Origin of the sequence: Pyxidicoccus xibeiensis, assembly GCF_024198175.1 — a bacterium.
Classification (GTDB): Bacteria; Myxococcota; Myxococcia; order Myxococcales; family Myxococcaceae; genus Myxococcus; species Myxococcus xibeiensis.
Genome location: NZ_JAJVKV010000005.1, coordinates 489,433 through 515,717 on the forward strand (window position 1 = coordinate 489,433; position 26,285 = coordinate 515,717).

The 26,285-nt window shown below is 69.1% G+C and carries 19 protein-coding genes and 1 pseudogene; 15 read left to right on the plus strand and 5 right to left on the minus strand.

Annotated features, from left to right (window positions below; translation table 11 throughout):
- Positions 1–130: 130 nt before the first annotated feature.
- Both LXT23_RS24570 and LXT23_RS24575 read right to left on the minus strand, forming a co-directional pair.
- Positions 131–1,306 (minus strand): EB domain-containing protein, encoded by a 1,176-nt coding sequence (locus LXT23_RS24570; protein WP_253982716.1) that lies wholly within the window; start codon positions 1,304–1,306, stop codon positions 131–133.
- A gap of 187 nt (positions 1,307–1,493) precedes the next feature.
- On the minus strand, positions 1,494–2,483 hold the full coding sequence (locus tag LXT23_RS24575) for a rhomboid family intramembrane serine protease (RefSeq protein ID WP_253982717.1): 990 nt from the start codon (positions 2,481–2,483) through the stop codon (positions 1,494–1,496).
- A 778-nt stretch (positions 2,484–3,261) separates the two neighbouring features.
- Between LXT23_RS24575 and LXT23_RS24580 the strand changes: the two genes are divergently transcribed.
- Together LXT23_RS24580 and LXT23_RS24585 are read left to right on the plus strand one after the other, a co-directional pair.
- On the plus strand, positions 3,262–4,104 hold the full coding sequence (locus LXT23_RS24580; RefSeq protein WP_253982718.1) for a hypothetical protein: 843 nt from the start codon (positions 3,262–3,264) through the stop codon (positions 4,102–4,104).
- A gap of 34 nt (positions 4,105–4,138) precedes the next feature.
- Positions 4,139–5,377, plus strand: coding sequence for a hypothetical protein (locus tag LXT23_RS24585; protein WP_253982719.1), 1,239 nt, complete (start codon positions 4,139–4,141; stop codon positions 5,375–5,377).
- A 141-nt stretch (positions 5,378–5,518) separates the two neighbouring features.
- On the opposite strand, the gene LXT23_RS24590 is transcribed toward LXT23_RS24585, so the two are convergent.
- Positions 5,519–7,978 (minus strand): ABC transporter permease, encoded by a 2,460-nt coding sequence (locus LXT23_RS24590; RefSeq protein WP_253982720.1) that lies wholly within the window; start codon positions 7,976–7,978, stop codon positions 5,519–5,521.
- 236 nt (positions 7,979–8,214) lie between these two features.
- On the opposite strand from LXT23_RS24590, the gene LXT23_RS24595 reads away from it, so the two are divergent.
- From LXT23_RS24595 to LXT23_RS24645, 11 genes and pseudogenes are all read left to right on the plus strand, one after another.
- Positions 8,215–8,790, plus strand: a complete 576-nt coding sequence (locus LXT23_RS24595; RefSeq protein ID WP_253982721.1) for a GAD-like domain-containing protein — start codon at positions 8,215–8,217, stop codon at positions 8,788–8,790.
- Positions 8,791–8,862: 72 nt separating this feature from the next.
- On the plus strand, positions 8,863–9,696 hold the full coding sequence (locus LXT23_RS24600; protein WP_253982722.1) for a DNA alkylation repair protein: 834 nt from the start codon (positions 8,863–8,865) through the stop codon (positions 9,694–9,696).
- 199 nt (positions 9,697–9,895) lie between these two features.
- A complete protein-coding gene (locus LXT23_RS24605; RefSeq protein ID WP_253982723.1) occupies positions 9,896–11,494 on the plus strand; it encodes a discoidin domain-containing protein in 1,599 nt (532 codons plus the stop codon).
- Positions 11,495–11,526: 32 nt separating this feature from the next.
- The gene (locus tag LXT23_RS24610; RefSeq protein WP_253982724.1) at positions 11,527–12,090 is read left to right on the plus strand and encodes an RNA polymerase sigma factor; all 564 of its coding nucleotides are present in this window, start codon (positions 11,527–11,529) and stop codon (positions 12,088–12,090) included.
- Positions 12,087–12,830 carry a DUF4384 domain-containing protein gene (locus tag LXT23_RS24615; protein ID WP_253982725.1) on the plus strand — a complete coding sequence of 248 codons (744 nt, stop codon included), beginning with the start codon at positions 12,087–12,089 and terminating at the stop codon, positions 12,828–12,830. Before LXT23_RS24610 ends, LXT23_RS24615 begins: the two co-directional genes overlap by 4 nt.
- Positions 12,827–14,326: a caspase family protein gene (locus LXT23_RS24620; protein WP_253982726.1), complete on the plus strand. Its 1,500-nt coding sequence runs from the start codon at positions 12,827–12,829 to the stop codon at positions 14,324–14,326. The genes LXT23_RS24615 and LXT23_RS24620 overlap by 4 nt, the downstream gene beginning before the upstream one ends.
- Positions 14,316–15,590, plus strand: coding sequence for a right-handed parallel beta-helix repeat-containing protein (locus LXT23_RS24625; protein WP_253982727.1), 1,275 nt, complete (start codon positions 14,316–14,318; stop codon positions 15,588–15,590). The genes LXT23_RS24620 and LXT23_RS24625 overlap by 11 nt, the downstream gene beginning before the upstream one ends.
- A gap of 406 nt (positions 15,591–15,996) precedes the next feature.
- On the plus strand, positions 15,997–16,917 hold the full coding sequence (locus tag LXT23_RS24630; protein WP_253982728.1) for a hypothetical protein: 921 nt from the start codon (positions 15,997–15,999) through the stop codon (positions 16,915–16,917).
- Positions 16,918–17,499: 582 nt separating this feature from the next.
- Positions 17,500–19,386, plus strand: coding sequence for a hypothetical protein (locus LXT23_RS24635; protein ID WP_253982729.1), 1,887 nt, complete (start codon positions 17,500–17,502; stop codon positions 19,384–19,386).
- A gap of 191 nt (positions 19,387–19,577) precedes the next feature.
- Positions 19,578–20,090 (plus strand): annotated as a pseudogene (locus LXT23_RS50700) (metallophosphoesterase); the annotation flags it as partial.
- Between the two features lie 689 nt (positions 20,091–20,779).
- Positions 20,780–21,241 carry a VOC family protein gene (locus tag LXT23_RS24645; protein WP_253982731.1) on the plus strand — a complete coding sequence of 154 codons (462 nt, stop codon included), beginning with the start codon at positions 20,780–20,782 and terminating at the stop codon, positions 21,239–21,241.
- A gap of 68 nt (positions 21,242–21,309) precedes the next feature.
- On the opposite strand, the gene LXT23_RS24650 is transcribed toward LXT23_RS24645, so the two are convergent.
- On the minus strand, positions 21,310–21,711 hold the full coding sequence (locus LXT23_RS24650) for a hypothetical protein (RefSeq protein WP_253982732.1): 402 nt from the start codon (positions 21,709–21,711) through the stop codon (positions 21,310–21,312).
- Positions 21,712–21,886: 175 nt separating this feature from the next.
- Here LXT23_RS24650 and LXT23_RS24655 point away from each other — a divergent pair, with 175 nt between their 5' ends.
- Positions 21,887–22,717: a helix-turn-helix domain-containing protein gene (locus LXT23_RS24655; protein ID WP_253982733.1), complete on the plus strand. Its 831-nt coding sequence runs from the start codon at positions 21,887–21,889 to the stop codon at positions 22,715–22,717.
- Positions 22,718–22,935: 218 nt separating this feature from the next.
- Positions 22,936–24,786 carry a bifunctional metallophosphatase/5'-nucleotidase gene (locus LXT23_RS24660; protein ID WP_253982734.1) on the plus strand — a complete coding sequence of 617 codons (1,851 nt, stop codon included), beginning with the start codon at positions 22,936–22,938 and terminating at the stop codon, positions 24,784–24,786.
- A 118-nt stretch (positions 24,787–24,904) separates the two neighbouring features.
- Here LXT23_RS24660 and LXT23_RS24665 read toward each other — a convergent pair whose 3' ends face one another.
- Positions 24,905–26,119, minus strand: a complete 1,215-nt coding sequence (locus LXT23_RS24665; protein ID WP_253982735.1) for a methyltransferase — start codon at positions 26,117–26,119, stop codon at positions 24,905–24,907.
- Positions 26,120–26,285: the final 166 nt, after the last annotated feature.

A 26,285-nucleotide genomic window follows, 5' to 3' on the forward strand; every position in this document is an offset into this window, starting at 1 on the left:
CCGGCCCGGCGGCCTGATGCGCTGACAAGGCCTGCGTGCAGACGGTCTACGACGCGCTTGTCAGCCGACCGGGATGGCCTGCTGCGGTTCGGTTCCGCGCCACCTGACGCGAGCCGTGCTTCCCCCGGGCTCAGCCGCAGGACTCCGCGCCGGGAGGGCGGCACACGCCGTCCAGGCAGGTGCCGAAGCGGGAGCACTGGTTGGTGTCCACGCACGACTCCCCCAGGCGGGCGATGGGTACGCACGTTCTCGACACGGAGGCGCAGACCAGGCCCATGGCGCAGGACAAGTCCCCGCAGGGCTCACCCTTCCGCGGGGAGGGGTGGCATGTGCCCAACACGCCCTGCTGGGTGCCCGCGCCGACGCAGTTCATGTCTTGCCCGCACTCGAAGGGGTTGCGGCAGGCCACGCCCGCCTCGTCCCGGCGGGGACGGCAGATGCCGGGCTGACCGCTGTCGGCATCGCAGAAGAGCCCGCTGCGGCACTCCATGCGCCCGAAGCTGGCGGTTCCGAGCGCCTTGCACGCCTCTCCCTCGTTCCGGGGCTTCTGGCAGCGTCCGTCCCCGCAGAACAAGGGCCAGCCGCACTGGGGACCGGCGGAGTCGTCGCAGGCCGCCCCTTCGGCTTTGACGCGCTGGCACGTGCGCTTCGAGTCCTGGGACTGCTCGCAGTAGGTGCCCGCGTCGCAGACCCCCTGCAGCTTCCCATCCTCCGCGCCGCAGTTCGTTCCCGCTCCCCCGGGCTTGAGGCACCTGCCGCTGAGGAAGATGGTGCCGGGCGCGCACGCGTCGGACGCGACGACGGGCTCCGGCGCGCTGCCCCGCTGGCACACGCCCCCACAGCTCGCCGGCAGCGCGTCGCAGTACGTGCCGTCCTTGCACTCGGTGGTCCACTGGCAGGCCCCGCCCACCTCGACCTGTCCCAAGAGGAAGCGGCACCGGGTGTCGTACTCGAGGCCCCGCATCACTACAGGGGGAGAGGCGGGGGCCTCGTCACAGGCGCCGTCCCTCAGGAACTCCACGCACTGTGCGGCCGCCTCCGCGTCGTAGCGCACGCGGCCGTCCTCGAGTGCCGTGTCGTACCGAGTCCCCAGGCCGTGCTCCTTCGCGAAGCCCCAGGTGAGCTGGTTCTCCCGACAGCGCTCCATGTCGGCGATGCCCACACAGCGGTCGAGCTGCTCGCAGATGGCCCGGGCGACCTCCGCGTTGAAGTCCTCCCGCTCGACTCGCGGGCTCTCGCTGTCCCCTCCGTCACACGCCACCAGTCCCACCCACATCAACGCCAATGCCAGTCGCCATCCGCGCATCGCTCGTCCGCTCCGGCTTCCCGGGAGACGGACCGTCCCGCCATCCCTGAAGACATTATACGGACGGGGCCCCGATTCCTGGCTCGCGTGCCACGGAGCCAGGCGGGTGACGCTCCGGAGTGTCACCCCACCGGAGCACCTTCGCGTTCTTCTGTGAGACGGCAACTGAGCCGGGAACTGGCTGCTTTCAGGGTCCTACGGGGGCGCCTTGCTGCACCCACTGCTCGAAGCGACTCGCCGCCCCCTCGTCGTGACGGCGCAGCTGCTCGACGGCGTCGCGCATCCGGGAGGTGTCTCCCTGGGCGTGGTGGACCGCCGCCAGGGTCTGCCAGACCCACGCCGGCTGTTGTCCGCGTGCGAGGCTGCGGCGCAGCCACTTCACCGCCGCCGCATGGTCCTTGCGCTGCGCGGCGCTGACCGCCCGGAACGCGGTCCATCCCGGAGACCAGGGGGCAAAGGCGAGCGACCCCGTCGCGAGGAGCAGCGACAGCAGGGCGAACCCCAGGGCCCGGTGGCGGTCGTACTCCCAGCCGAAGGCGATGCCCAGCAACGCTCCCATCGCCAATCCTGACGCGTGCGCCGCGTTGCCGATGTTGACCATCCCGCTGTAGGTCGCGACGAAGCAGCCCACGAGCCACAGCAGGAACAGGGATACCGTCTGCGAAGACACGAGGTCCCTCATGCGCGCGTCCTGCTTCCCTGCGAGCCACAGGAAGCCGAAGAGGGCATAGACCACCCCGGACATCCCCACGCCCAGCTGGTCGCTCGCCGCGAGCTGCGCGGCCGAGCTCACCCAGGCGCTCACCAGCACGAGTCCCGCCAGCCTCGGCCGGCCGAGCACGGGCTCGAGCTTCGCGCCGAAGGTCCATAGCCAGTACAGGTTGAAGGCCGCGTGCCACGGCTCCAGGTGCAGGAAGGCGCTGCTCAGGAGCGTCCACCAGCGTCCCGCCCAGATTGCGTCGTTGGATGCCCACGCCCACCCCGCGCGGCCACCGATGCTGTCGGCCGTGCCGCCGAGGGTCAGCAGGAACAGCGCAACCACCACCGAGCAGCAGGCCAGCGTGACCCAGGGCCGCGTGCGCAGCGCTGCGGCCTGTGCCCATTCCGCGGGGGGAAGGGCGTCAGGTCCCGCGGGGGCAGGGGGCGCGGCATCGGGGAGGGGGGCGTTCGGGGACATCGCCGCATCCTAGTGCAAGCGACAGCGGGGCTTTGCCTCGACCCATGATTCGGTCATGAGCGCGACATGGATTCAACGCATACCCGCCCCCGAGCGCTCCCCAAGCGGGAGCGGAGGAGGAAAGCATGGCGCCCCAGCCTGCGGCGAGGCAGGAGCGGAGGAAGGAGAGGACGCGGCGAGAGGACCATCGCGGGGCTGCTCAAGCAGGATAATCGCGGTGGACGTGTTCGCCTGCGTCAGGAGTGGAAGCTGCTTGTGAGTGGTGTCGTCCGTGAAGGAAGCGGGAGAGGGGCGAGCGATTGTCTTTGCCTGTCTATGGACTCGCCTCTCTCTGGCAGTGGGTACGTAGCCCCGGGGCCCGGTGCGTCAGCGCCGTCCGTATGCTGCTCGCACGCTCGACGTCCAGGTGTGGTCCTTTGTGGTACTCTGTGCAAGCCCTCAGGACGAAAGAGACCCACGCCTGGGCACATGATGGATGTCATACCGCTGGGTAGAGTTCACGGTGACCGGCCTTCTCGCTGGGCTCGTCTCATGGACCTCTACAATCTGACGCCCTTCACAGCAGGACGGTTCGTCTTTCTGGATGGATCGGGACGCGAATCGTTCTAGGCGGATGGGCATGACAGGCTACCGATGGGGAGTCCGCGGCCTGGGCTGGTTGGCACTGGGGCTGGGACTCCTGGGCGCCGCGCCCACTGCCACGCGGAGGGAGGCGCGCCCCGTGTCGTCCCAGGGGCGCCCTGACGCTGGCAGTCATTCCCAGCGCGAAGGAGACGTGATGAGCAAGGGTTACCTGGTGCTGTTCATGGACTTGCCGAATGGCTCCCTGGGCGCCGCCTTTCCTCCGGTGGGCAAGGGCTCCGTGGACCTGTCGAACAACTTCCTGGGACGGCAGGAGATTGGCTACTACGAAGCCGAGCTGCCCCCCGGGACGTACGCGCGGCTGAAGCAACTGCATGGCGACATTGACTTCAGCGCCCTGCCGGTGACTACGGAGCTGCCGCCCGACACGAAGACGGTGTCGGTGGGGGAGAGCTCCGACGGAGAGGACATGGACACGCGGACGTTCCCCCTCCACGCCGTCCCGGACGCCCTGGAGCCGTTGCTGGACGAGATGCGCAAGGCCGCCGAACACATGCTGACGCGACCGCTCCGGGTGCTGCGAGGAGAAGGCTCGCCGACCTCGCCGCGCTTCCCGCTGGAGAAGCCCTTCTCCTTCGAGGTCACGCTGCGCAACGTGGGAACCCAGTCCATCGAGACGGAGAACCCCTTCGTCCCCCATGCCCCGGACCGCACCAACCTCCGCCTGCTCGTGTCGAAGGACAAGCCGCCCGGGCAGCTCCGGGAGGGGGACTCCCTGTGGATGGAGCTGGGGATGGAGAACGTGCATCCGCCAGAAGGCCAGAAGCCTCCCGAGGGCCGGCGCCTCACGCTGCAGCCGGGCGCGGAGCTCCGCTTCGTGGTCCGCAAGAAGATGCTGAGCGTCCCTGGTGCCTACCGGGCCGCGCTGACCTACTTCACCACGCGCGGCGAGCGGGGCCTGGAGACGATGGACGGCCAGCTCACCCTGGACCTGGGCCGCTTCGAGGTGAGCCAGTCCGCACCGAACCCCCAGCCCTGAGATTCGGTCCATGCTCGCTCGCGGTGGAGAGTGGATGGTCGACCTGCTGGAGGTGCATGTCGACGAGCTGGAGTGGCTGTGGCGGCAGCGTCATGCCGCCCTGCGCTCCAAGGAGTACGACTTCCGCGCGCTCGTCCAGCTGGATGAGCGCATCGCCGCCCATGTCGACGCCCTGGTCCTGGCCGGTGAAGAGGCCTGGGCGCTCATTCGCACGCGCCTGGTGGAGGCCGAGGACGCGTACGCCGCATTTGGCGCCGCGCACGCCCTCCTCCTGCAGGAGGACGCGGCCGTGGCGCGCCAGACGCTGGAGCTGTCCGCCGGTCTGGAAGGCGCCGCCTGGGAGGGTTTCCGGCTCGCCCTTCGCTACGCTCCCCCCGAGCGGTATGTGGACGCCCTGAGGGGCCTCGTGGCGGGCGCGTCGGAGCGTCACTCCGCGGCAGCCCTGGAGGCGCTGGCCTTCCATGGGCAGCCCGACCCGGGAGGCCGCCTCTTGGAACTGCTGGGTGCCGCCCAGCCCGACGTCCGCCGCGCCGCGTGGGGGACCGTCTCGCTGCTGCCACTCCGGTGGCTCGAAGCCCCGGGCCAGGCACTCTTCCGGCAGCGGCTTGCCCAGTGCTTCCCGACGGCACTCGCGGACGCGTCCTCCGAGGTCCGGGACGCTGCCCGGTGGGCCGCCGCCTGGACACGGCAACCGTGGCTGCTCTCCAGCTTGAGGACGCTGGCGAAGGCCCCGGCGTCTCCCGACCACGTTCCGGGCTTGAAGCTGCTGGCGGTGCTGGGGGCCCAGGCCGACCTCCCCCTCTTCGAGGAGGCCTTGGGGCGGCGGGAGCTGGGCCCCGAGCGGTTCCTCCTGGCTGGCACCTTCGGCCATCCCGGCCTCATGGAGGAGGTGCTTCGCGCCATGGAATCCGGCGGGCCGGCGGTAGCGGCGGCCGCCGCCAGCTCGTTCCGGAAGCTGACGGGCCTTGACGTCAACACCGCCCATCGCGTCGCCGACCTCCCCACCGAGGAGCTGGAGGAGGAGGCCTCAACTGAGGAGGTGCACATTCCAGATGCGGTTGCGGCTCGCAATCATTGGGGCCGCCTCAAAGGCGTCCTCTCCGGGGTGCCCCGCCTCTGCATGGGCGCCGATGCCCTGAAGGGCTGGACGCAGGAATGGCTGCGCGGGCTGCCCCTGGAGGCGCGGTGGGAGCATGCGCTCCGGGAGCACTGCGAGACGGGGCGGGGCGGGGGCGTGTTCGCCCTCGAGCGGTTTCCTCAGCTACCGGAGTGAGCGCCGAGGCCCGCGCTCGCCGTCGGCCGATGAGCCAAAGGAGAGGACGCGGCGAGGGGACTTTCGCGGGGCTGCTCCAGCAGGACAAGCCATCGCCAACGGGCAGGGCGCGCCCACGGAGCAGGTGCCGCAGACCCGGGTTCAGGCCTCCGAGCGCAGCACCGTCATCGGGTCCACACGCGAGGCACGCCGGGCCGGCAGCCAGCTGGCGAGCAGCGCCACGCCGAGCAGGAGGAGCGCCACCGCGGCGAGGACGAGCGGGTCCGTGGTGCTCACGCCGTACACGAAGCCCGCGAGCACACGGCCGAGCCCCACCGCCCCCACCATGCCGAGCCCCACGCCAAGCCCCGCGAGCAGCGCCGCCTGGCGGAGCACCAGTCCCAGGACATCCCCCGACGTCGCCCCCAGGGCGAAGCGGATGCCGAACTCCCGCGTGCGCTGCGCCACCGCGTAGGACACCACGGCCGCGAGCCCCGCCACCGAGAGCAGCAGTGCCACCGCGCCGAAGGCCCCCAACAACAGGAGGCTGAAGCGTCTCGAGGCGAGCGAGCCCGTGAGCAGGCTCTCCACCGTGGCCAGGCGCGTCGGCAGCTCGGGGGCGAGCTCGCGCAGCACTGGCCGCGCCGCTGCTACCAGGGCCGAGGAGCCCACCGGGCCGTACACGGCGAAGTGGAGGCGGGAGGCGGCCCGCGGCCGCTGCCGGGAGCTGCCATAGAACATGGGCCTGGGCTCCTCATCCAGGCCCCGCTCGCGCACGTCCGCCACCACGCCCACGATGGTGAAGGGACGCAGGTTGCCGTCCATGTTGCCGAACTGGATGAGCTTGCCCAGCGCATCCTCGTGGGGCCAGCGGGCCTTCGCCAGCGACTCGCTGATGACCGCCACGTGCGGCGCCTCGAGGGTGTCGCGCTCGTCGAACAGTCGCCCCCGCACGAGCGGGATGTCGAGCGCGTGGAAGTAGCCCTCGCTCGCCACGCGGTACTCGGCGGAGCCCGTGCGCTCGGGCTCCCGCGCGAGCCGCCCGAAGTCCTCGAAGCTGCCCACCTCGTCGGGGCGGTTGAGCACGAGGAAGGTGCCATCGCCCCCCGCGCTTCCCTCGAGCGGGAAGACGCTCACCGCTCCCACCGCGCGCACGCCGGGCAGCGCGCCCAGCCTCGAGAGCAGCTCCTCCTGCAACTGGACGTTGCGCAGCCCCTGCGCCGTGTCCTCGGCCGGAGGAAGCACGAGGCCGAGCACCGCGACGTCCTCGGTGCGATAGCCCGGGTCCAGTGAGAGCAGGCTCAGCATGCTGCGTCCGAGCAGCGCCGCCCCCACCAACAGGACCAGCGCGAGCGCGAGCTGCCCGACGACCAGGGCACGGCGCACGCGCTCCGCCCCCCCGCCCCCCGCCTGCGTACGCCCCGCCTGCACCAACGTGGCCCAGGGGCTCTGGCGCGCCGAGCGCAGCGCCGTCACCAGCCCCAGTCCCACCGCGAGCAGCAGCGAGAGCCCCAGCGCGAAGAGGAGCGCCGTGGCGTTCACCTCCACCTCCCCCACGCGCGGCAGGTGGCCCGGCTCGAGCGCGAGCACCGCGCGCAGACTCCAGTGGGCGAGCACAGCTCCCAATGCGCCCCCCACCAGGGACAACAGCAGCGACTCCGCGAGGAACCGCCGGACCAACGCACCGGGCCCCGCGCCCAGCGCCACGTGGACGGCGAGCTCGCGCCCGCGAGAGGCCGCGCGGGCGAGCAGCAGGTTGGCGACGTTGGCGCCCGCCACCAGCAGCAGGAAGGCCGCGGCGCCCATCAGCATGTAGAGCATGGGCCGGACCTGTCCCACCAGGCTCTCCCGGAGGGGCACCACGGCGATGTCATGCATCCGGGTGTCCTGGCCATGGAGTCCCGCGAGCTCCCGCGCGATGCCCGTGAGCTCCGCGCGCGCGGCCTCCAGGTTGACGCCATCCGCCAGCCGTCCGACCACCCGCCAGTTGTGCGCGGTACGGCTGGGAAGGCGCGCCTCCAGCTCGCGTGGAATCCACAGCTGGGTGCCTACCGGGTAGTCGAAGGACTCGGGCATCACGCCCACCACGGTGTAGGCGCGCCCCTCGAAGGTGAGGGTCTGGGCCAGGGGCAGTGGCCGCGAGCCCAGGTACCGCTTCCAGAAGGCCTGGCTCACCACCACCACGGGGGCGCCGCCGGCCTGCTGTTCATCCTCGGCGAACAGGCGCCCCTGGACCGGCTGCACGGCGAAGGCGGGGAAGAAGTCGCGAGAGGCGAGCGCCAGCGTGGCGAGGGCAGGCTCGTCCGCGCCCGTGACGGCGACGCTCGCCGCGCCCGAGACCTGGGCCAGCGCCGCGACGGTGCGGCTCCGGGCCTGTACATCCTCGAAGTTGGGGTCCGAGAACCGCATCTGTCGGCTGTCAGCCGACACCTGGGAGAACTGCACGAGGCGCTCGGGCCGCGGATAGGGCAGGGGGCGCAGCAGCACACCCTCGACCACACTGAAGAGCGCGGTGCTCGCCCCGATGCCCAGGGCGAGCAACAGGATGCAGCCCAGCGTGAAACCCGGGCTGCGCCGCAGTGCGCGCAGCGTCTGACGCAATCCACCCAGGTGGATGTCCACGCAAGAAGCCTCCTGGCGCCGAAATTGGCGTCCGGGGGGCTACGAGCGCGCCGTCGGATGATTGCATTGCCCGGTGCCAGGTCGACTCGGGACCCCCGGCCCCAGGGGCCCCAGGTGAAGTGGGGCCGGTTGGCAGGGGACGCGTGCGAAAGGACTCAGCGTGAAGACTGAGGCAGTGGTAGAGCCCACCGCGCTCCCTTCTGAGAACATGAACGCAACTTTGCTGCCGGCGGAAAATGAAAACGATTGCAGATTCACAGGATTTCGCCAAGGCGCACAAGCGACAGCGCACGTACAAGGACTGTCCTCCTGAGCTTGTAGAAAAGTACCGGGGACGGCTGCCGGATGTGCTGCTCGATACCTGGGCTGCAAGTGGTTTCCAGGAGTTTTCAAACGGCTTCCTGTGGACCGTCAATCCAGACGAATTCCGCGATGTCGTCGAGGACTTCGTGCCTCAATCCCAGGCGGAGTCGGCTGACGTGATCTTCCGCACGGCATTCGGCGACCTGGTCACCTCGTACAAGGGGAAGCTGTATCATTTTTCCGCCGTCACAATGCGTAGCGACGACCTGCCCGGCCCTCTGGGGAGGATCATGGATCTGTACTTTGGCCAGAAAAGATTTCTCGATGCGATCTTCTTCTTCAGCATGTTCAAGAAGGCGCTGAAGCGGCTCGGGGCGCCGGCGGAAGACGAGGTGTATGCGTTGGTGCCAGCCCGGGCAATGGGGGGCGAAATCGCAGCGGAGAATCTGGAAAAGGCGAACCTGCGCGTGTACCTGAACTATCTGTCTCAGCTTCAATCGAAAGACTGAACCGTCCATCTCCTGGCTGGGCAGCGGTGCGGTATCGTCGCCCTCCATCAACCACCCGCCGAGGTGTTCTCCATGCCGAAGACAATGACGCTTTCCCAGGTGATGAAACAGCTCGAGAGCCAGGGCGACGAGCGGGTGCGCCAGCGCTACGTGCGCGACGGTGCGGGCGACAATGTCTTCGGCGTGATGCTCGGCAAGATCCGTGGCCTGGCAGCGACGCTGGGGACGAACCACGGGCTCGGACTGGAGCTGTGGGAGACCGGCAATCACGAGGCGCGCATCCTCGCGTGCATGCTGCTCGAGCCCGCGGCGCTCACCGAGAAAGAGGCGCGCGGGCTCCTCGAGCCGCTCTCGAACCCGACCCTGGTCGACGAGCTCGTCGGTCGCGTGCTCGTGCAGGCGCCCGTCGCCCCGAAGCTCCAGGAAAGGTGGATGGACGGCAGCACGGAGCTCCCGCGCCGCGCTGGATGGAAGCTGCTTGCAGGGCGCATCGCGCGAGGACTCGAGAAGGAGCTCGACGTGGGCGCGACGCTCGTGCGCGTCGAGCGGGAGCTTCCGGACGCACCGTACCGGGTGAAGGAGGGCATCAACTTCTGCCTGGTGTGGATCGGCCTCCACCGGCCCGAGCACACCGCAGAGGCCATCGCCATCGGCGAGCGCCTCGGTCGCTGGGACCCGCGCCCCATCCCGAAGGGCTGCACGTCGAGCTACGCACCGGAGTGGATCGCCGCGGCGCTCGCGCTGCGCAAAGGCGAGAAGACCGAAGCCCGAAAGGCGATGGAAGCGGGAGCAAAGGCGAAGGCACCGCGCGGAGAAGGCAAGCCTGCAGCCTCGAAGGCGAAGGCCGCTCCGGCCAGGAAGAAGAGCGCCGCGAAGAAGCCCTCCGCCGGAACGCGGGCGCGCTGACGTCGGCAGGGCCGGAGCAGCTCCATCCTTCCCGGTTGCCCAGGCTGGGCCGGCTACGCCCCCTTCCTCTCCGCCGTCCGCGCCCGCTGAAAATCGCTGCGCCGGCCATCACACTGTTTTTCCTCGGCTTTCACGTCGAATGTCACATCTGGCCGCGCTCGCGTGTGTTTCTCCCTACAACCGGAAAGGGAGTACGCACATGCAACCCGAGTTCAATTGTACAGGACGCAGCACCCGCGCGGCCCTCATGCTCGCCCTCTCGTGGCTGGCCTGGGGCTGTGGAGGCGAAGGCTCCGTCCGCGAGGGCCCTGAGGGCACACAGCACGTGGGCCTCGAGAGCTGTGCCACGGTGGCGCCCACCGGCGTGACGGCCAGCGGCGACGATGGAAACGTGCCCCAGAATGTCCTCGACGGGCTCCTGTCCACGCGCTGGTCGTCCCTGGGTGCCGGGCAGTTCATCACCGCCGACCTCGGCTCGGTGAAGACCGTCTGCTCCGTGTCCGTGGCCTGGTACCGCGGCGACGTGCGCCGCAACACCTTCACCCTCTCCGTCTCCGAGGACGGCTCGACCTTCACCGAGGTCTTCTCGGGCCAGTCGAGCGGAACCTCCGCCGCGCTCGAGACCTATGACATCCCGGATGGCAGCGCCCGCTACGTCCGGGTGACTGTCAACGGCAACACCGACAACCTGTGGGCCTCGGTGAGCGAGCTCGGCGTCCAGGGCTCCAGCACGACTCCGCCGCCGCCTCCTCCTACCGGCACCTGCGACCGGACTGCCACCACCGCGGCGACGCTGGCGAGCCAGTGGAGCGCGGCCACCGCCGGGCAGACCATCTGCCTGGCCACCGGGAGCTACGGCACCTTCGCTGCGGGCTCCAAGTCAGGAGTGGTCACCGTCAAGCCCCAGAGCGGGGCCACCGCCACCCTGGCGCTCCGCTTCAACGGCGCGAACAACGTCCGCATCGAGGGGCTCACCATCACCTCGGCCGCGCTGCTGGGGTCGACTCGCAACGTGACCATCACCGGCAGCCGCTTCACGGGCGCTGCGACGATTGACGGGGTGGTCAACGCCAACATCCTGTTCGACGGCAACACGCACCTCAACCTCTATGCCCCCCCTGGCTCCACACCGGCACGCATCCACCTGCCCTACAGCAGCGCGACACACTCCGGCGTCACCATCCAGAACTCGCGTTTCGAGGGGGGCGACGCGGACGGCATCCAGACGGGGGTGGGGGTCAACATCCTCAACAACCTGTTCAAGGACATCCAGGAGAGCGGCCCCAACCACACCGACTCGGTCCAGTTGCTCGGCGCTCCGGGCTCGGTGGTTCGAGGGAACTACTTCCTCAACTGCGTGACGGGCATCGTCGCCTACGACGGCGTCGAGCGCGCGCTCATCGAAGACAACGTGCTGGACCTTCGCGGCCGCCCCTGGGCCATCGAGCTCTACTCGGATAACGGTTCCATCATCCGCCACAACACGCTGATGCATGGGACGTGTGCCTGGAACCTCCCCTGCGGAATCATCGATATCACGCGCAAGACGGCGGATGCGCCCGGGCAGGGCACGGTCATCGTCGACAACGTGGCGACCGAAATCTCGGTGTCCAACGGCTCCACCGTGGCGGAGCGCCATCACAACCTCCTCCGGCGGGGCGCCCAGAGCGGCGAGCTGACCGGAGCCCCGGTGTTCGTGGGGGGAGCCCAGCCGACGGACCGTGCCGGCTTCCGTCTTGCAACCGGGTCACCCGGAAAGGGCGCGGCCTCGGACGGTACGGACATCGGTATCCGCTGACGGTGAAGGACGCCAGCCGGCTGGCTGGCTGAGTGGAGGCGTGGGGACTCGAGCCCCGCGCCTCCCCTATACTCTTTCGTGAGGACCCCCCCATCGGTACGTCGTGGAAAGGAAATCGCGAGGAGATTGCCTCGCTCTACCGGGACTTCGCTCCGGCGATCCACCGCCAGTGCCTGGCCGTGCTCCGCGACCCGGAGGAGGCGCGGGATGCCACGCAGGAGGTCTTCGTCAAGCTGTTCTCCGCCCGGCGGCTCCAGGACCGCGAGCACGCCGCGGCGTGGATCTACCGCGTGGCGACGCACCATTGTCTGAACCGGGTCCGCAACGCCCATCTTCACCAGGGCAAGCTGAGCCAGCTGTCACTCGACGTCGCCTCCACCGTAGCGCCCGAGACCTTCTCGGCGCGAAAGCTGACGCAACAGCTCCTGAGTCACTTCGATGAGACCACGTGCGTGGTGGCCGTTGGCGTCCTCGTGGATGGCATCGAGCAGACCGAGCTCGCCAGCACGCTGGGCCTCTCTCGCCGGACGGTGGCCCGCAAGCTGGAGCAGTTTGTCGCCCAGGCACGAGCGTTGTTGAATGGGGGGAACACATGACGGCGTGTCCTTCGCGAGTCGCCCTCGAGCAGTACGTGTTGGCGCCTGCCACGGCCGCCGCGCGTGCGCACATCGAATCCTGCCCGCAGTGCGGCAGCCAGGTGGCGCGCATGCGGGAAGAGGATGCGTCGTTCCGCCGCCACATCATGCCCGGCACCATCGACGCGGCGGTGGAGGCCGCCTCCGCTTCCCGATGGCAGTGGCCGAGGTGGCCCGTCATGGCACTTCCGGCCATGGGGTTGGCGGTAGCACTGCTCGCGGTGCTTTTGCGGCCCGTGGAACCCCCTTCCGATTACGTAGGCTCCAAGGGCGCGGGCTTCTCGCTGGAGGTCTTCACCGAGCCCCAGGGAGGCTCCCGCCAGGCGGCCGACGGCGCCGAGCTCCCGGGTGACGCCCGCATCCGGTTCTCGGTGGCCACCGACAGGCCGTGCCACCTCTGGGTCGTCTCCGTCGATGCCACCGGTCAGGTCTCCCGCATCTTTCCCGCGAGCGGAGACGGCGGAGCTTCGACCCAGACCTCGGGCCCGGTACCCGGTGGCGGTCAGCTGGACGGTGTGACGGGGCCGGAGCGCTTCGTTGCCATCTGCAGCCCGGAGCCGCTCTCCTGGTCCGTGGTGGAAGAGGCCCTGCGGCGGACGTTCTCCCCAGCGGGCGCGGACAGCGTCCGGCAGACGCGTGACGTTCGAGGCCTTCCCACCGGCGTAGGACAGGCGAGCATCCTCGTGGAGAAGCGGGGATGACGCTCCTGGCGCTCCTCTCGGCGGCGCTCATGAGCGCCGCCCCGGCGGGGCCCGCGCCGCGGTACGCCCTGGTGGTGGGGAACAACGAGGGGGCACCCCAACGGTCCAAGCTCTGGTTCGCGGAGCGCGACGCGGACCGGGTCGCGCGCGCCCTCGTGGAGCTGGGAGGCTTTCCCGCGGAGCAGGTGGTGGTGCTGCACGGCCAGGGGGCACAGGGAGTCCGGCAGGCGCTGGCCCAGCTCGAGCAGCGCATTGCCCGGTCGCCCGCGCGGGAGCGCTCGCTGTTCGTCTTCTACTACTCCGGCCACGCCGACGCGGCGGCGCTCGAGCTGGGGCGCCATCGGCTGAGCTTCGACGAGCTGCGGGAGCTGACGACCCGCTCCTCCGCGGCAGCGAAGGTGGTGCTGGTGGACGCGTGCCAGTCGGGTGCGCTGACGCAGGTGAAGGGGACCCGCGCCCTTCCTGCTCTCGACTTTCCACTGCTGGCTCCGGAGCACGCGGTCAGGGGCGTGGCCTTTGTCGCCTCCACGGCCATGGGCGAGGCGGCGCAGGAGTCCGCGGCCCTGGGAGGAAGCTTCTTCAGCCATCACCTCGAGGTGGCGCTCCGGGGCGCTGGAGACAGCAATGGAGACGGCACGGTCACCCTCACCGAGGCCTTCAGGTACACCTCCCACCAGACGGTCGTCGGCACCACCGCCACCGTGCGCGGGGCGCAACACCCGACGTACGACGTGAAGATGTCGGGCAGGGGAGAGGTGGTGCTGAGCGAGCTGCGGCGGGCGGAGGCGCGGCTGGTGCTGCCGAAGGATGGCTCCGGGCTGTACCTGGTGCGTGGGGGGCCCGGCGTCCTGGCGGAGATTGCAGGAAGCCCCCAGGGGCTCACGCTGGGACTTCCCGCGGGGCGCTACGAGGTGCAGCGGCGGGAGGGGAAGCGCCGGACGGGGGGCCAGGTGGTGTTGGTGGCCGGGGAGACGCGACAGCTGGAGGGCATGGTGGCGCTCGGGCTCGAGGAGGCGGCCGCCAAGGGAGGGGAGGGCGTGGAGGTGCTGGCTGGTGGCGCGGTCATCACCGGGCTCCTGCCCGGCTCCGGGGCCAGCTTTGCCGCTCGGGTGGGGATGAGCCGCTTCGTGGGCAGGGCCCGGCTCCGCTTGAAGATTGACGCCTTCGACCATGAGGGCAGGCAGGGCGTGCTCCAGTACCGGCTCCGGGGGCTCAGCGGGGCGGCCGCGGGCCTCTACGGCGTGGACGTCGGGCGCATTCGCCTCGAGGTGGGGCCGGAGCTGGGGGGCACCTGGGCCTCGCAGAAGACCTCGGAGGCGCGCTGGTCGGCACCCATCTGGAGTGCCGGCGCCGTGGCAGGCGTCTCCCTCCGGCTTGGCGACGAGGCGCGGCTCGCCCTGGAAGTGGCTGGCGCTGCGATGGCCGTACCCATCAACCATCAGTGGAAGCTCCGCCCCGGGCTGACCACCGCCCTGGCCTTCGGTTATGGCTTCTAGGGCGCTCCTCGCCACGTGGGCGCTGGCACTCGCCGGCTGCCAGATGACCTTCATCGACGAGGAGGGCTTGCGCTCGAGTCAGCTTCCGGACCATGCGCTCATTGTGGACGGGAGCTCGCTCGGTGGCCGGTGCGACGACGCCTACTCCGCGGAGCAGGCCCTCTCACCTCGGACGCCCTGGTGCAGCATCACCCGCGCGCTCGAGGCCGCGCCGCGCGGCTGGTCGGTCAGTATCCGTGGCGGCTCCTACCCCCTCCTGACGGCGCGGACGCCGAGCGCCCGAAGCGCGGAGCTGGTCCTTCAGCCCTATCCCCTGGAGCGAGCGGAGATTGCAGGGGTCGTGCTGAAGAGCCAGCAGTACCTCCGGTTCCAGGGACTCCACTTCACGGGCCCGATCTCAATCCAAGCGGGCGTCTCCCAGGTCTCCTTCTCCGATTGCGACATCACCTCGGAGACGCCGGCGGCGGGGGTGCACGTGGAGGCGCCGGTCGAAGACTTCTCGCTCGTTCGCTGCATCGTCCATGACCTTCGCGATTCGGGAGACGGCGTCTCGGGGCGTGGCTTCCTGGCCGATGAGGGGGGCGTCCGGATCCGCCTCCTGGAGAACCGCTTCCTCCGCCTGGGGGAAGTCGGGGTTCGCGTCTCCACCGCTCAGGACCTCACGGTGGAGGGCAATCAGCTGCCGGACAGCGCCCAGCCTTTCTTCATCACGGATTCCCGTGACGTGACGCTGCGAGCCAACCGCGTCCACGGCTCCGACGGCCCGGTCTGGCTGCACGGCATCGAGGGCCTGCGGCTGGAGAACAACGTGTTCACCGGCTTCCTCTACTGGGCGGTGGACCTCGCCAACGTGCCGGGGGCGCGCATCCTGAACAACACCGTCTGGGGCAACGGTGAGGGCGGCATCGACCTCAACGACGTGTCGGGGCCGGCCACCGTGGGCGTGGTGCTGCAGAACAACATCCTCCAGACGCTCGACGGCCTCCGCAACGGGCCGGCCGCGTTCGCGTTCGAGGACTACAACCTGGTAGGCGGCGGCAACTTCTCGGGAGCGCACGACGTGGCCCGTCCGCCCATGTTCATGGATGCGGCGAGCCTCGACTTCCACCTGGCCCCGGGCAGCCCGGGCATCGACGCCGCGCTCGCCGACGGGGCCCCCTCGGTGGATGCCGATGGACGTCCGCGACGGGACGACCCGGCGGTTCCGGATACGGGCGCGGGGGCTCCGCCGCACGGCGACCTGGGGGCCTTCGAGGGCCGCTGAGCCGGACGCCTCCCGTCCCTGGTGATTGGCGCCATCCTCCTGGTGACTGCTGTCACCACCTGGAGGCCTGAGACGAGTGCCCCGGAGACATCCCCTTCCTGTGAAGTCCACGGGTTGCGGGAGCCCTCCCTGGTGGCATGTGCGCTGCAGTGGGACAGCGCACGGGCGGGACAGACTCGCCGCGGCAGTCCTCCTTCGCTGTCAAGACCAGGTGATACCCATGATTGGCGTCAAGGCTCCGACCCTCTCCCCTTCGATGATGCGTTCGGGTGCAGCTCCGTCCTCTCTCGACAACCCGAGGCAGTTGCTCTCGGCGGGACCCGTTCAGGACCTGGGGGCGCGATGCGCCCAGAGCCCTGGGAGCGCGCCTGTCCGGAGCCTGGGCCCGGTGGATTCGTTCTCCCCGATGCGCGCGCCCGCACTGCGTGTGGGCACGGTGGATGCGTTCGAGTCCGGTGTCATCGACAGGCGGCAGCTCACCATTCCGTCCCTGCGGGAGGGGAAGTTGGGGCCGATCCACGAGCCGGTCACCTTCGCCCCCCGGGGGCTCCCCGAGCAGCTCGAGACTCTTGCTCCGGAGCCGCAGTCCTCCGGTTCTGGCGTGCCGAGCGCCAATGACAAGCGGCCGGCCGGGGACAAGCGGTCGGCGGCGCAGATTGTCGATGACACCCCCGTGCTGAAGAAGCTGGGCCGCCAGAAGGACATCAAGTTCGAGCAGCTGTGCAAGCAGACGGGCATCGACCCCAAGCTCGACCTGAAGGACGCGAAGCAGAACCCCGACGCCGTCTACCGGCTGGCCAAGGTGCTGGAGTTCATCGACAGCGCCAAGGCCGCCAATGGCGGGGACCGGTCGAACAAGGTCCAGGACGGCCAGGGGGACGGCAACATCGAGGGCATCACCAAGTCCGGCGATGCGCGGCACGGAACCGAGGCCGGCATGGTCAAGGACTTCGCCGAGCAGGGGTACTCCTTCCTGGGCGAGCACCAGCTGCCGACCACGAAGGACACCCACGTGAAGGCGGACGGGAGCAACAAGGACAACTTCCAGTGGTTCGCGGGCGAGGCGGGCAAGCACCTGTGGTTCGTGCCGGGGGTGAGCAACGTCCTGACAGGGATTGGCAACTCGGAAGGGGGCTTCAAGGGCGTCGTAGAGGGCGCCGCGAGCGGTTACTTCAAGACCTTGAAGGGCGCCGCGGAGGGCGTCCTCGGCTCCATCACGACGGGCCGCGCCAACCCGGCCTCCATGATTCTTGGAGGCGCCATGGGCGCGCTGGGGAGCACCGACGCTGCTCCGCAGCCGGTGAAGGACATCGCCAACCTGTTCTGATTCAGGGGCGACTCCCCGACGTGGGTGAGACGGCGGGGCTGCCTTCCAGTGGCCCGGCTTTCCCGCCGGGGCCCGGGGTGTCAAGCACGAGACAGGGACGCAATGTGAGAATCGTTCTCGTGCTGAAAAGCATTCCTGTCCCGCCTCTACTTCCGGAAGCACACCGCAGGTACGCGCCAGACGGGGGGAGCTGTGATTCCAGCGGAGTCTTTTCGTGGCCGGGCCCAGGCCCACCTCCACTACGCCTCCGGACTGCCCCCCGAAGAGGCGGACGCCGTCCTCCGGGCACAGCTCACGGCGAAGGAGCCCGCTGATTCCTGGAAGGCCGCTCCTTTGCTCTGGGTCACCATCGCGACTCGCGTCGACGAGCAGCTGGGACGCCATGGAACGGGCGAGTCCCTGCTCACGGTGCTCTCGGCGCATCTCGTCACGGGCCCCATTGCTCAGAGCCATCATGACTTCCTCCCCCAACTGGTCCGGAGCCTCGTACGCGCTCCCGCCACGAGGGAGTCAGTAGGGCCCGTGCTGCAAAAACTGTTGGGCCAGCTCACGGAGAGCGCCAAGGCGGGGGACGCAGGACTCATGGCCTTGCTCCTCGACGTGGCGCGGCAGGAACTGTCCCTCGGGTCCGTCATGCTGGAGGAGCAACACAAGCTGGGGGCCACGGACATGTCCAAGGAGTTCGTGGAGGTCTTCCGTGTCCTCCGGTTTGCCGATGTGGCGCTGGGCCGCCCACCTTCCGAGGAGCAGAAGGCCGAGCTGCTCCAGCTCCGGGCCGAGCTGCCGCGGCGTGCCGGACTGCTGCGTTGCTTCGCCCCGGTCGCCCGCTGGATGCTGGTCAAGGGGGCTGCGGAGCTGCGCATGCCCAAGAGCGCCCCGTTCCTTCCCACCGTGCTCGAGTGCCTCGTGGATGGCGATCCTATCGAGCAACAGCACGCGCTCCGCTACATCTCCTTGAACCCCAATCCCGAGCAGGGTTTCTGGAGGCTGCATCGGGACCTGTTCTGGCACGTCGCCGAGCAGGTGCTCACCCGGGGAGCCCCGGGGACGCTCGTGTGCGAGCTGGTGGCGGCGATGTTCCGTGGCAACTGGATGGCCGAGGACTGCGTCCACCCCCTCTCCCATCCCGAGCAGTTTCCCCACGCGCGGCGGGCCCTGCTGCGGGGGCTCCTGGATGGCCGCTTCAACCCGGTTTCAGGCAGGTTCGCCCAGGTCGCATGGAACACCGCGTTCTCGAGCCCCCCTGACGAGGAACTGACGCGCCTCGGGGTAGCCCAGGGCGAAACGCTGGCAGACGCGCTCGAGCACCTGTACGCGAAGGCCTCGCCGCCCAAGCTGCCCCCCATGGTGGCCGAACTGCTCGGGCCGTTCACCGGGAAGCCCTCACCGGTGGAGCTGTCCCCAGCCCTCGAGCAGTGGGCCCGCTTTCTCTCCCGAGAATGGATCCGCATGGTGGGCCTGAACGCGGAGCTTCTCGGATACCTCACGCTGGGGGCGGAGTCCCCCGTCCTGGCCGGTGCATTCAAGGCGTCCATCCGGGAGGCCATCGCTGCCCTCCGCCCGACCCCGGACACCGAGCTGGCACTGCGCATCCTGGATGAGTCCCCCAACACACCGGAGACGCTCCGCGCGGTGACTGCACTGCCCCTGGCGGAGCCCCGCTTCACCCCCCAGCAGAAGCCTGGGCGGCACCTGACGCTGCTCGAGGAGTTCCGCCGCATCATCAACCTGCCCTGGAGCGAGCCTGTCTTCGGCGCCGATGTGGGCCGCATCCTGATGGAAGACCAGGTGCGGGATGTCCAATTCACCGAGCTTCAGAATGAGGAGCTCGTCCACATCGGCGGAGGGTGGCTCTCCCTCCACGAAGAGCCCTTCCGGCACATGGCCGGGAGCATCGAAGATGAAGAGGAGTTCTTCGCCACGGCCACGCTCTACTTCCTGCACGAGTGGTTCCACGTGCACCAGGGCATCGGGCAGAAGCTGACGGTGGAGCAGCAGCGGGAGACAGGCAGCGAGTTGACGCTGATGCACCTCGACCTGTCTGCGGACCATGTCGCCGCCTGCATGGCGCAGCGGGCCGTACCACGCTGGACGCTCGCGGAACTCAAGGGCCTTCAGAGCCAGTCCCTGCTCAGCTACAGGGCCGGGCGTGGACACACTGCGGCCTCGCGGAACCGGAAGGTGACGCGGCTGGTGTCCCTGCGCCTGGACTACCTCGCACGCATCGCCAGACAAACGCCGGCTTGGCTCCACAAGCTTGGGAATGGGTACGCCTTCGCGAACTTCAGTCCCGCGGGCGGAGCGATGTTCCTGCTGGCCATGGGCCCCCCTGTCTCAGTCCTGGCCCAGGCGTTGCTCCGTCCCGAAGAGGCCATGCTCATCAACACCGCCATGGACGAGGGAACGGAAGCCGAGGACAGGCTCGAACAGCTTGATGGACTGCTCCGCCATCGCTTCCAGCTCGGCTGAGGCAATCAGCGGAAGGGTAGGGCCGTGACTCCTGCCCGCCCCTCTGCGCCAGTGGCGTCATGTCCAAGTCATGCAGGACCCGTCCGCGCCCTGGGCGGGTAGCTCTTCACCCGTTGTCGAGTCGCAAGCCGCGCCGGTAAAAACACTGGCGATTGGGGGCCGTCGAGCCTGGGGGAATCGATGACACGGAAATGGTTCTGCGACGTGGTCGCGGTCTGCGTGGCAGGAGTCCTGAGTGGTTGTACCAGTACCCGCATCGTCAGCACGGGTTCGGTCCGAACCAGCATTCAGCTCGGCGCGGTGCCGGCGCCGCTCCCCCCCACGTACTGGTGGTCGCGGACAACCAGCAGCACAACGTCCTCGGAGAGAAGCTGCGGTCGATGAGTTGGTGGACGGAGCGCTTCGTCACCAGCGTGGCGGTGCGGTCACCTGCGGTGAACCTCTGGAGCCACCATGTGCTCGAGCGCTTCGTCGAGGACGCGCAGAAGGACGGGCTGAAGCTGGTCCTCCATCTGGGGGATGCGACCGACATCGCCTGCTCCGGCGAGTTCGACGTTTTCGTGCGCTCAATGCAGCGCGCCACTGGCAACTCCATCCCGTGGCTGATGGCGCCCGGCAACCATGACTCGGCGCTCGCCGGCAACATCAACAGCTACATCTCGAAGCCCCCGGAGAAGGCCTTCTCCGACGCGTACGGCAACGAGAGCTTCTCGTGGTCAGGCGCCTGCTCGACGCCGGATGGCAAGTCGGAGGCGCTGACCAAGGAGTTGCTGGTGCAGGCGTACCGACAGGCGCTGGAGGCGCAGGGCATCACCTTCACTGCGGCGCCCCCGGACACGCTGAAGGACGACGCGGAGAACTGCACCCTGTCGGTGGGGCGAGCAGCGGACGCCGCGAGCCCGCTCGGCCGCATGGAGTTCCAGGCTGTGCACCGCCACTGCGCGCGCGTGGGCGACGCGGAGGACGGGTACAGTGGCAACGTCGGGGCGTTCATCGCGCAGCGACTACGGCTCCCGGGAGGGGCCACCGCGCTGCTCATCGACTCCAGCGATACGGGGCTCGCGCGGGCGACGCCCTACGGTTTTCTGGTTCGAAACCCAGCGCCCTGGAGGATGGAGCGGGACCAGAGCGGGGACCAGGGCCGGAGCTGGTGCGTGAGCGCCTCGAGTCGCGCCTGGAAGTCCATGTCGGCGCATCCTATGCGCCGCCGCTCGGTCGGTGGGGGATGACGGGGCCGATCTCCCAGGGCTTGGAGGCGATCCAATTGTTGACCTCGCCTCGGGGTGTGCGTGCCATCGAACGGTGAGGGAAGAACCACCGCCAGCCAGTCCATCCATCGCGGTATGGAAGAGAACGGCGGCCTCCTCAACCTCACGCGCACGGAGTAGCAATCATGTCCAGCAAGCTCGCACCGTTTCTCTGGTTCAACGACAACGCGGAAGAAGCCGCTGAGTTCTACCTCGGCGTCTTTCCGCATGCGCGCAAGGTGAAGGAGCTGCGCTCGAAGGGCGTCGGGCCCTGGCCGGTAGGGAAGATCGCAACCATCGTCATCGAGCTCGAGGGCCAGGAGATGACGTTCATGAACGGCGGGCCCGCGCACCAGCTCACGCCTGCGTTCTCGTTCTTCGTGCGTTGCGATTCGCAAAGAGAGCTCGACACGTACTGGGAGAAGCTGATGGCGGGAGGGGGCAAGCCCATGGCCTGTGGCTGGCTGACCGACCGCTTCGGCCTGTGCTGGCAGGTGGTGCCACGCAATGTCGAGGACCTGGTGAGCCATCCCAAGGCCATGCAGGCCATGATGGGCATGATCAAGATGGACATCGCTGCGCTGGAAGCCGCGGCGCGCGAGAGCTGACCCGGGGAGCGCCCCTGGCGCGGAGCCCGCCTTTCCGGTCCCCGGGTGGAGCGCTATCGCACGCGGGCTCAGGCGGCGTGCTCGAGCCCGGCGGTGCGGACTTGTCGCGCGAAGAAGAGGAAGCCGGCCGCGAGAATCACGTGCAGCACCGAGTTGGGGGCGATCCCCCCAAGTCGCGTGATGACGCCCGCCTGCCAGGCCGCAATCTCGATGGGAAAGAGCCCGATGTGAACGAGTGCGTTCCCGAACAGAAGAGTGCGCATCGTCGGCGAGTCGGGATGATTGCGCACCATGAAGGCCATCGCCGAGAGCGCGAGGAGGAGCACACCCACCTCGCGGACCCAAATGGCGGGTGCTGGCTCCGGGGTGACGCCCTTTCCGGCGAGCAGCGTCCCTGGGAGGAGCAGGGCGACGGTGCCAACGGCGAAGGCGATGCCACTGGTGATGAGGAGGAAGGTCTTTCGAGTCATGGGCCACACCCTGCCTGCTCCGGCGCCAGGGCCTCAATTACCTCACCAGGTAATTGCCGGCAGGGGCATGGCGGGTACGCTCCGTGCGATGGATGCAGCGCAGCTTCGGCGTAGAAAGAACCCTGTGGCGCGTGGGCCGCGAGCGGAGCCCTCCTCGGCTCGGAAGAAGGCCTCGATGGGCGATGAGCTCTTCCCCGCGCTGTTGCGCTACTGGCGTGGCCGACGTGGGCTCTCCCAGCTCGATCTCGCGCTGGAGGCGGGCGTCTCGGCCCGGCATCTCAGCTTCCTCGAGTCGGGCCGCGCGCGGCCTGGAGAGGAGATGGTCTTGCGCCTCTTCTCGGTGCTCGCGGCTCCGCTGCGGGAGCAGAACCAGGCTCTCCTTGCGGCGGGCTTCGCGCCTCGCTTCCCGGCCCCGGCCCTGGATGCGATGGCGCCAGAGGTCGAACAGGCCCTCGAGCAGATGATGGCGCAGCACGAGCCGTTCCCCCTCGTGGTGCTCTCATTGGACGGCACCGTCGTGCGCAGCAACCGCGCCGCCCGGACACTCTTCGGTGCGTTCGTCTCGGAGCCAGCGGCGTTGCGGCAGCCACTCGACATGTTCTCCCTGCTGCTCGACGAGCGGCTGATGAAGCCCTTTGTCATCGAATGGGAATTGCTGGCCCGAAGCATGGTGACACGGCTGCATCGTGAGCGACTGCAGCGGGGGGACTCGAAGTTGGCTGCGGTACTCGAGCGGGTGCTCTCCTTTCCTGGCGTGCCGCGAGCCTGGAGGCAGCCTGACTTCTCGACGGAGACGCACCCCACGCTTCGGGTGCAACTCGCGCGCGGCGCGCTGCGTGTCGGGTTTCTCGTGACGGTGACGGTATTCTCCGCGCCCCAACAGGTGACGCTCGACGAGTTGCGCATCGAGAGTTGCTTTCCGCTCGATGACCAGACGCGGAAGGTATGCGAACGCTTCGCGCGTGCGCCGAGTACTCGAAAGCGGCCGGTGCGGCGGAGAGGTTGAGTGCATGCTCGCACGCTACGGGGAGGGCGCGCGATTCTGGAGCACCCTGCCGATGCCAGGGATTGAGCAATCACTTCCTTGGAGCACGAGGGGCGCTGCATCGCCCGCTGAGAACGGCGCGGACCGGGTGGATTCAGGGAGGCAGTCTGGAATCGAGCCGGTAGGGTGCGTCCCCCTCCGGAGGATTCCCTTCCGGCACGACTCATGGTCGAGGCCTCTTGAACCGCTTTCCCTTCATGATGCGCGCGCTGCGCACCGGCATGTTCTGTCTCGTGGGTGCCAGCTCGCTGCTGACCGCCTGTGACTCCAACGATGACCCGCCTCTCAATCCGCCCCCGGTGGACACCTCGCCGCGCACGCTGACGCTGCTCCAGACGAGCGACCTGCACACCAACATCTTCCCGTGGGACTACTTCACCGGGAAACCGGACGCGAAGCGCGGCCTCGCCAGGGTGGCCACGCTCGTCAGGCAGGAGCGGGAGAAGAACCCGGACTGCACGCTGCTCGTCGACACCGGTGACACCATCCAGGGCTCGCCGCTCGGCACCTACTACGCCGTGGTGGACAACGCGCCCAAGCACCCCATGGCCACCGCCATGAACGAGCTGGGCTACGCCGCCATGGCCCTGGGCAACCACGAGTTCAACTACGGCCAGGACGTCCTCAACAAGTTCAAGAGCGAGGCGAACTTCCCGCTCCTCGGCGCCAACGTGCGCAAGCTCGCGGACGGCTCCGAGGCCTTCACCCCGTATGTGATGACCACGGTGTGCGGCGTGAAGGTCGGCATCCTCGGCCTGGTGACGCCGGGCGTGGCGACGTGGGAGCGCAAGGACAACATCACCGGGCTGCGCTTCGATGACCCGCTGGAGACCGCGAAGGCCTACGTACCGGCGATGAAGCAGGCCGGCGCGGACGTGGTGGTGGTGGCCATCCACGGCGGTCCGGACAAGCAGCCCGTCGGCAGCGCGACCAGCCCCGAGTCGTGGCTCGCGGACTACGCGGACCCCACGAAGTGGACCGACCGGGGCAACCTCCCCGGTGAGAACGAGGCCGTGCAGATTGCCCAGCAGGTGGCGGACGTGGACGTGCTCCTCACCGGCCACACCCACCAGCCCATCCCGAAGATGCTGCTGAAGAACCAGGACGGCAGCGAGGTCCTCCTCACGCAGCCCAACCGCTGGGGCAGCCACCTAGCCCACGTGCAGCTCAACGTCACCTGGAACGGCGAGCGCTGGGGCGTGGACACGCACGACTCGCAGCTCCACGCGGTGGACGACAAGGTGGCGGAGGATGCCACCGTCAAGCAGCTCACCCAGGCCTACCACGACACCACGGTGGCCTACGTGAACCAGAAGATCGGCAGCACCACCGCGGCCTTCACGGGCGGCTTCGCGGGACGCTACGTGGACGGCCCGCTGGCGGACCTGCTCAACGTCGTGCAGGAGGAGGCCGCGGAAGAGGCCGGCTTCCCCGTGGACCTGTCCGCGACCGCCCTGTTCAGCAACAACGTCGCGCTGCCGGCGGGGGACGTCACCCTGCGCGATGCCTACAGCGTCTACATCTACGACAACACGCTATACGTGATGGAGATCAACGGCTCCATCCTCCGGCGCGCGCTGGAGATGAACACGCTGTACTTCAAGCAGCTCGACGCGGCCAACCTGCCCGCGAGGCCCGAGGACGCAAAGGCCACCATGCCCGTGGTCGCGGACTACAACTGGGACCTCTACTCGCGCATCGAGTACGGCTATGACCTGACGAAGCCTGCGGGCTCCCGGCTCACGCACCTGCGCTTCCAGGGCCTCGACGTCCGGGACGACCAGGTCTTCCGCATCGCCGTGAACAACTACCGCGGCGGTGGCGGCGGCGGGTACAGCATGTTCAAGGAAGGCCGCCTGCTGTGGTCTTCCGCGGACGGCGTGCGGGATTACGTCGCGCGCTACATGCAGGAGCACCAGGGCCTGTCGCCGGACTCGGTGAACACCTGCAACTTCACGCTCGCGCCCGACCTCTACACGCCGTACTTCCAGGCCACGCTCGGCCCCGCGAAGTGCCTCACCGTGAGGTGACGTAGCCACCAGGGAGGCCCGGTGGACAGCCCTCCTCGCCGGAGGGCGCGTCCCACCAGGCCTCCCGTGTTCCTGGCTTCCCGCGGATGGCCGACCCACGCGTGGAAGAGACGCTCCCTCATCGCACCCGCGACGCGATGAGCGCGAGGTTGCGCGGAGACAGGCGCGGCTCGAAGAGCTGGAGGAGCTCGACCTGGAAGCCCAGCTCCTCGAGGAGGAGCGCGCGATCCAGCAGGAGCACGACCTCCAACGCCCTTGCGAAGCGGTCCCTCAGCAGATGGCAGAGCAAAATATCCCGCGTGTCGGCGCGAACGGACTCCTCGAAGGACTCCAGCTCGGCGTCCGTCATGCCGGGCTCGAGGCCCAGGCGCTCCAGGCGGTCGCGCGCGTAGCCGGCGAAGCTTCCAGCATAGAGCGTCCGGGGCGCGTCCCCAGCCCTCACGAAGCCGCGCTCCGGAAAGCGCTGCCTCGACAGGAGGTCGAACGCGAAGCGCCACGCGTACACCCGCTTCATCCGCGCGAACTCCACCTCGGTCTTGTGATGCCGTCCCCGCGTCGTCAGCGCCAGGGCATGTGGGGTGAAGGGCAGGGGATGCACGCCCCCGAAGCGGGAGACGGGGTAGTCCCGCGGGGCCTGCAGCTTGTCGTAGCAGCAGCCGATGTTCAGGACGAAGCCCGCCCCCTGGCTCTTGCGGAGCTGCGTGAGGGCGAGCGGCCCGCAGGTGTGCAGCCCGATGGAGGCCCGGTCCCGGCCGGAGAAGAGCGGATCGAGCCGCGGTTGGGGCCCATCCTCGACGGAGGCCTGGATGAAATGCAGGGTGTCCCCGCCCGGAGGCTGGGTTCTCGCCAGCCACCGCCGGCCCTTGTCCTGCAGCGCGGCGTCCCGATCGATGCTGTGGAAGGTCCACCCGAACGTCCGCGCACAGAGGCGGGCGAGATGTCCCATGCCGCCGCCGATATCGACCGCCTGGTGGATGAAGCGCGTTCTGGGCGCGAGCAGGGCGAGCACCCGCTCGAGCTCGTGGGTCTTCTTGGCGCTGAGTCCCTGCGTCTGCGCGACTGTCAGCGCGTGAAGGCCCTCGTGCCAGGGCAGCGACGTCAGTTCCTGGAGCGCGCCCAGGAGCGCGCCCAGGGACGGAGGCGGGACGCCCACGAGTGCGCCCTGGTCCAACTGCCGCTCGCCCGCTTCATCGAGCGACCGGGCATAGGCCAGCCAGTCCTCGGGATAGGCGGCGCGGGACTCGGGCCAGCCCTGGAGGATGGAGCGGGACCAGAGCGGGGACCAGGGCCGGAGCTGGTGCGTGAGCGCCTCGAGTCGCGCCTGGAAGTCCATGTCGGTGCATCCTATGCGCCGCCGCTCCGCCTCGTGGCTGGCCGGCCGCTGCATCTCCTCTATGCTCCGGCCTGCGTCCCAGGTATTTCGCAGGGCGGCGGAAGTAGGTGGGTGTATGGGGCCGCGCCGCCGCTTCTCCGGCCCGGTGCGCGGCCCTTCGCGCACT

Excerpts from the sequence above, each read along its gene's own strand:
- LXT23_RS24570 (WP_253982716.1), bottom strand. The coding sequence starts at position 1,306 with ATGCGCGGATGGCGACTGGCATTGGCGTTGATGTGGGTGGGACTGGTG.
- LXT23_RS24575 (WP_253982717.1), bottom strand. The coding sequence starts at position 2,483 with ATGTCCCCGAACGCCCCCCTCCCCGATGCCGCGCCCCCTGCCCCCGCG.
- LXT23_RS24580 (WP_253982718.1), top strand. The coding sequence starts at position 3,262 with ATGAGCAAGGGTTACCTGGTGCTGTTCATGGACTTGCCGAATGGCTCC.
- LXT23_RS24585 (WP_253982719.1), top strand. The coding sequence starts at position 4,139 with ATGGTCGACCTGCTGGAGGTGCATGTCGACGAGCTGGAGTGGCTGTGG.
- LXT23_RS24595 (WP_253982721.1), top strand. The coding sequence starts at position 8,215 with ATGAAAACGATTGCAGATTCACAGGATTTCGCCAAGGCGCACAAGCGA.
- LXT23_RS24600 (WP_253982722.1), top strand. The coding sequence starts at position 8,863 with ATGCCGAAGACAATGACGCTTTCCCAGGTGATGAAACAGCTCGAGAGC.
- LXT23_RS24605 (WP_253982723.1), top strand. The coding sequence starts at position 9,896 with ATGCAACCCGAGTTCAATTGTACAGGACGCAGCACCCGCGCGGCCCTC.
- LXT23_RS24615 (WP_253982725.1), top strand. The coding sequence starts at position 12,087 with ATGACGGCGTGTCCTTCGCGAGTCGCCCTCGAGCAGTACGTGTTGGCG.
- LXT23_RS24620 (WP_253982726.1), top strand. The coding sequence starts at position 12,827 with ATGACGCTCCTGGCGCTCCTCTCGGCGGCGCTCATGAGCGCCGCCCCG.
- LXT23_RS24625 (WP_253982727.1), top strand. The coding sequence starts at position 14,316 with ATGGCTTCTAGGGCGCTCCTCGCCACGTGGGCGCTGGCACTCGCCGGC.
- LXT23_RS24630 (WP_253982728.1), top strand. The coding sequence starts at position 15,997 with ATGCGCGCGCCCGCACTGCGTGTGGGCACGGTGGATGCGTTCGAGTCC.
- LXT23_RS24635 (WP_253982729.1), top strand. The coding sequence starts at position 17,500 with ATGGCCTTGCTCCTCGACGTGGCGCGGCAGGAACTGTCCCTCGGGTCC.
- LXT23_RS24645 (WP_253982731.1), top strand. The coding sequence starts at position 20,780 with ATGTCCAGCAAGCTCGCACCGTTTCTCTGGTTCAACGACAACGCGGAA.
- LXT23_RS24650 (WP_253982732.1), bottom strand. The coding sequence starts at position 21,711 with ATGACTCGAAAGACCTTCCTCCTCATCACCAGTGGCATCGCCTTCGCC.
- LXT23_RS24655 (WP_253982733.1), top strand. The coding sequence starts at position 21,887 with ATGGGCGATGAGCTCTTCCCCGCGCTGTTGCGCTACTGGCGTGGCCGA.
- LXT23_RS24665 (WP_253982735.1), bottom strand. The coding sequence starts at position 26,119 with ATGGACTTCCAGGCGCGACTCGAGGCGCTCACGCACCAGCTCCGGCCC.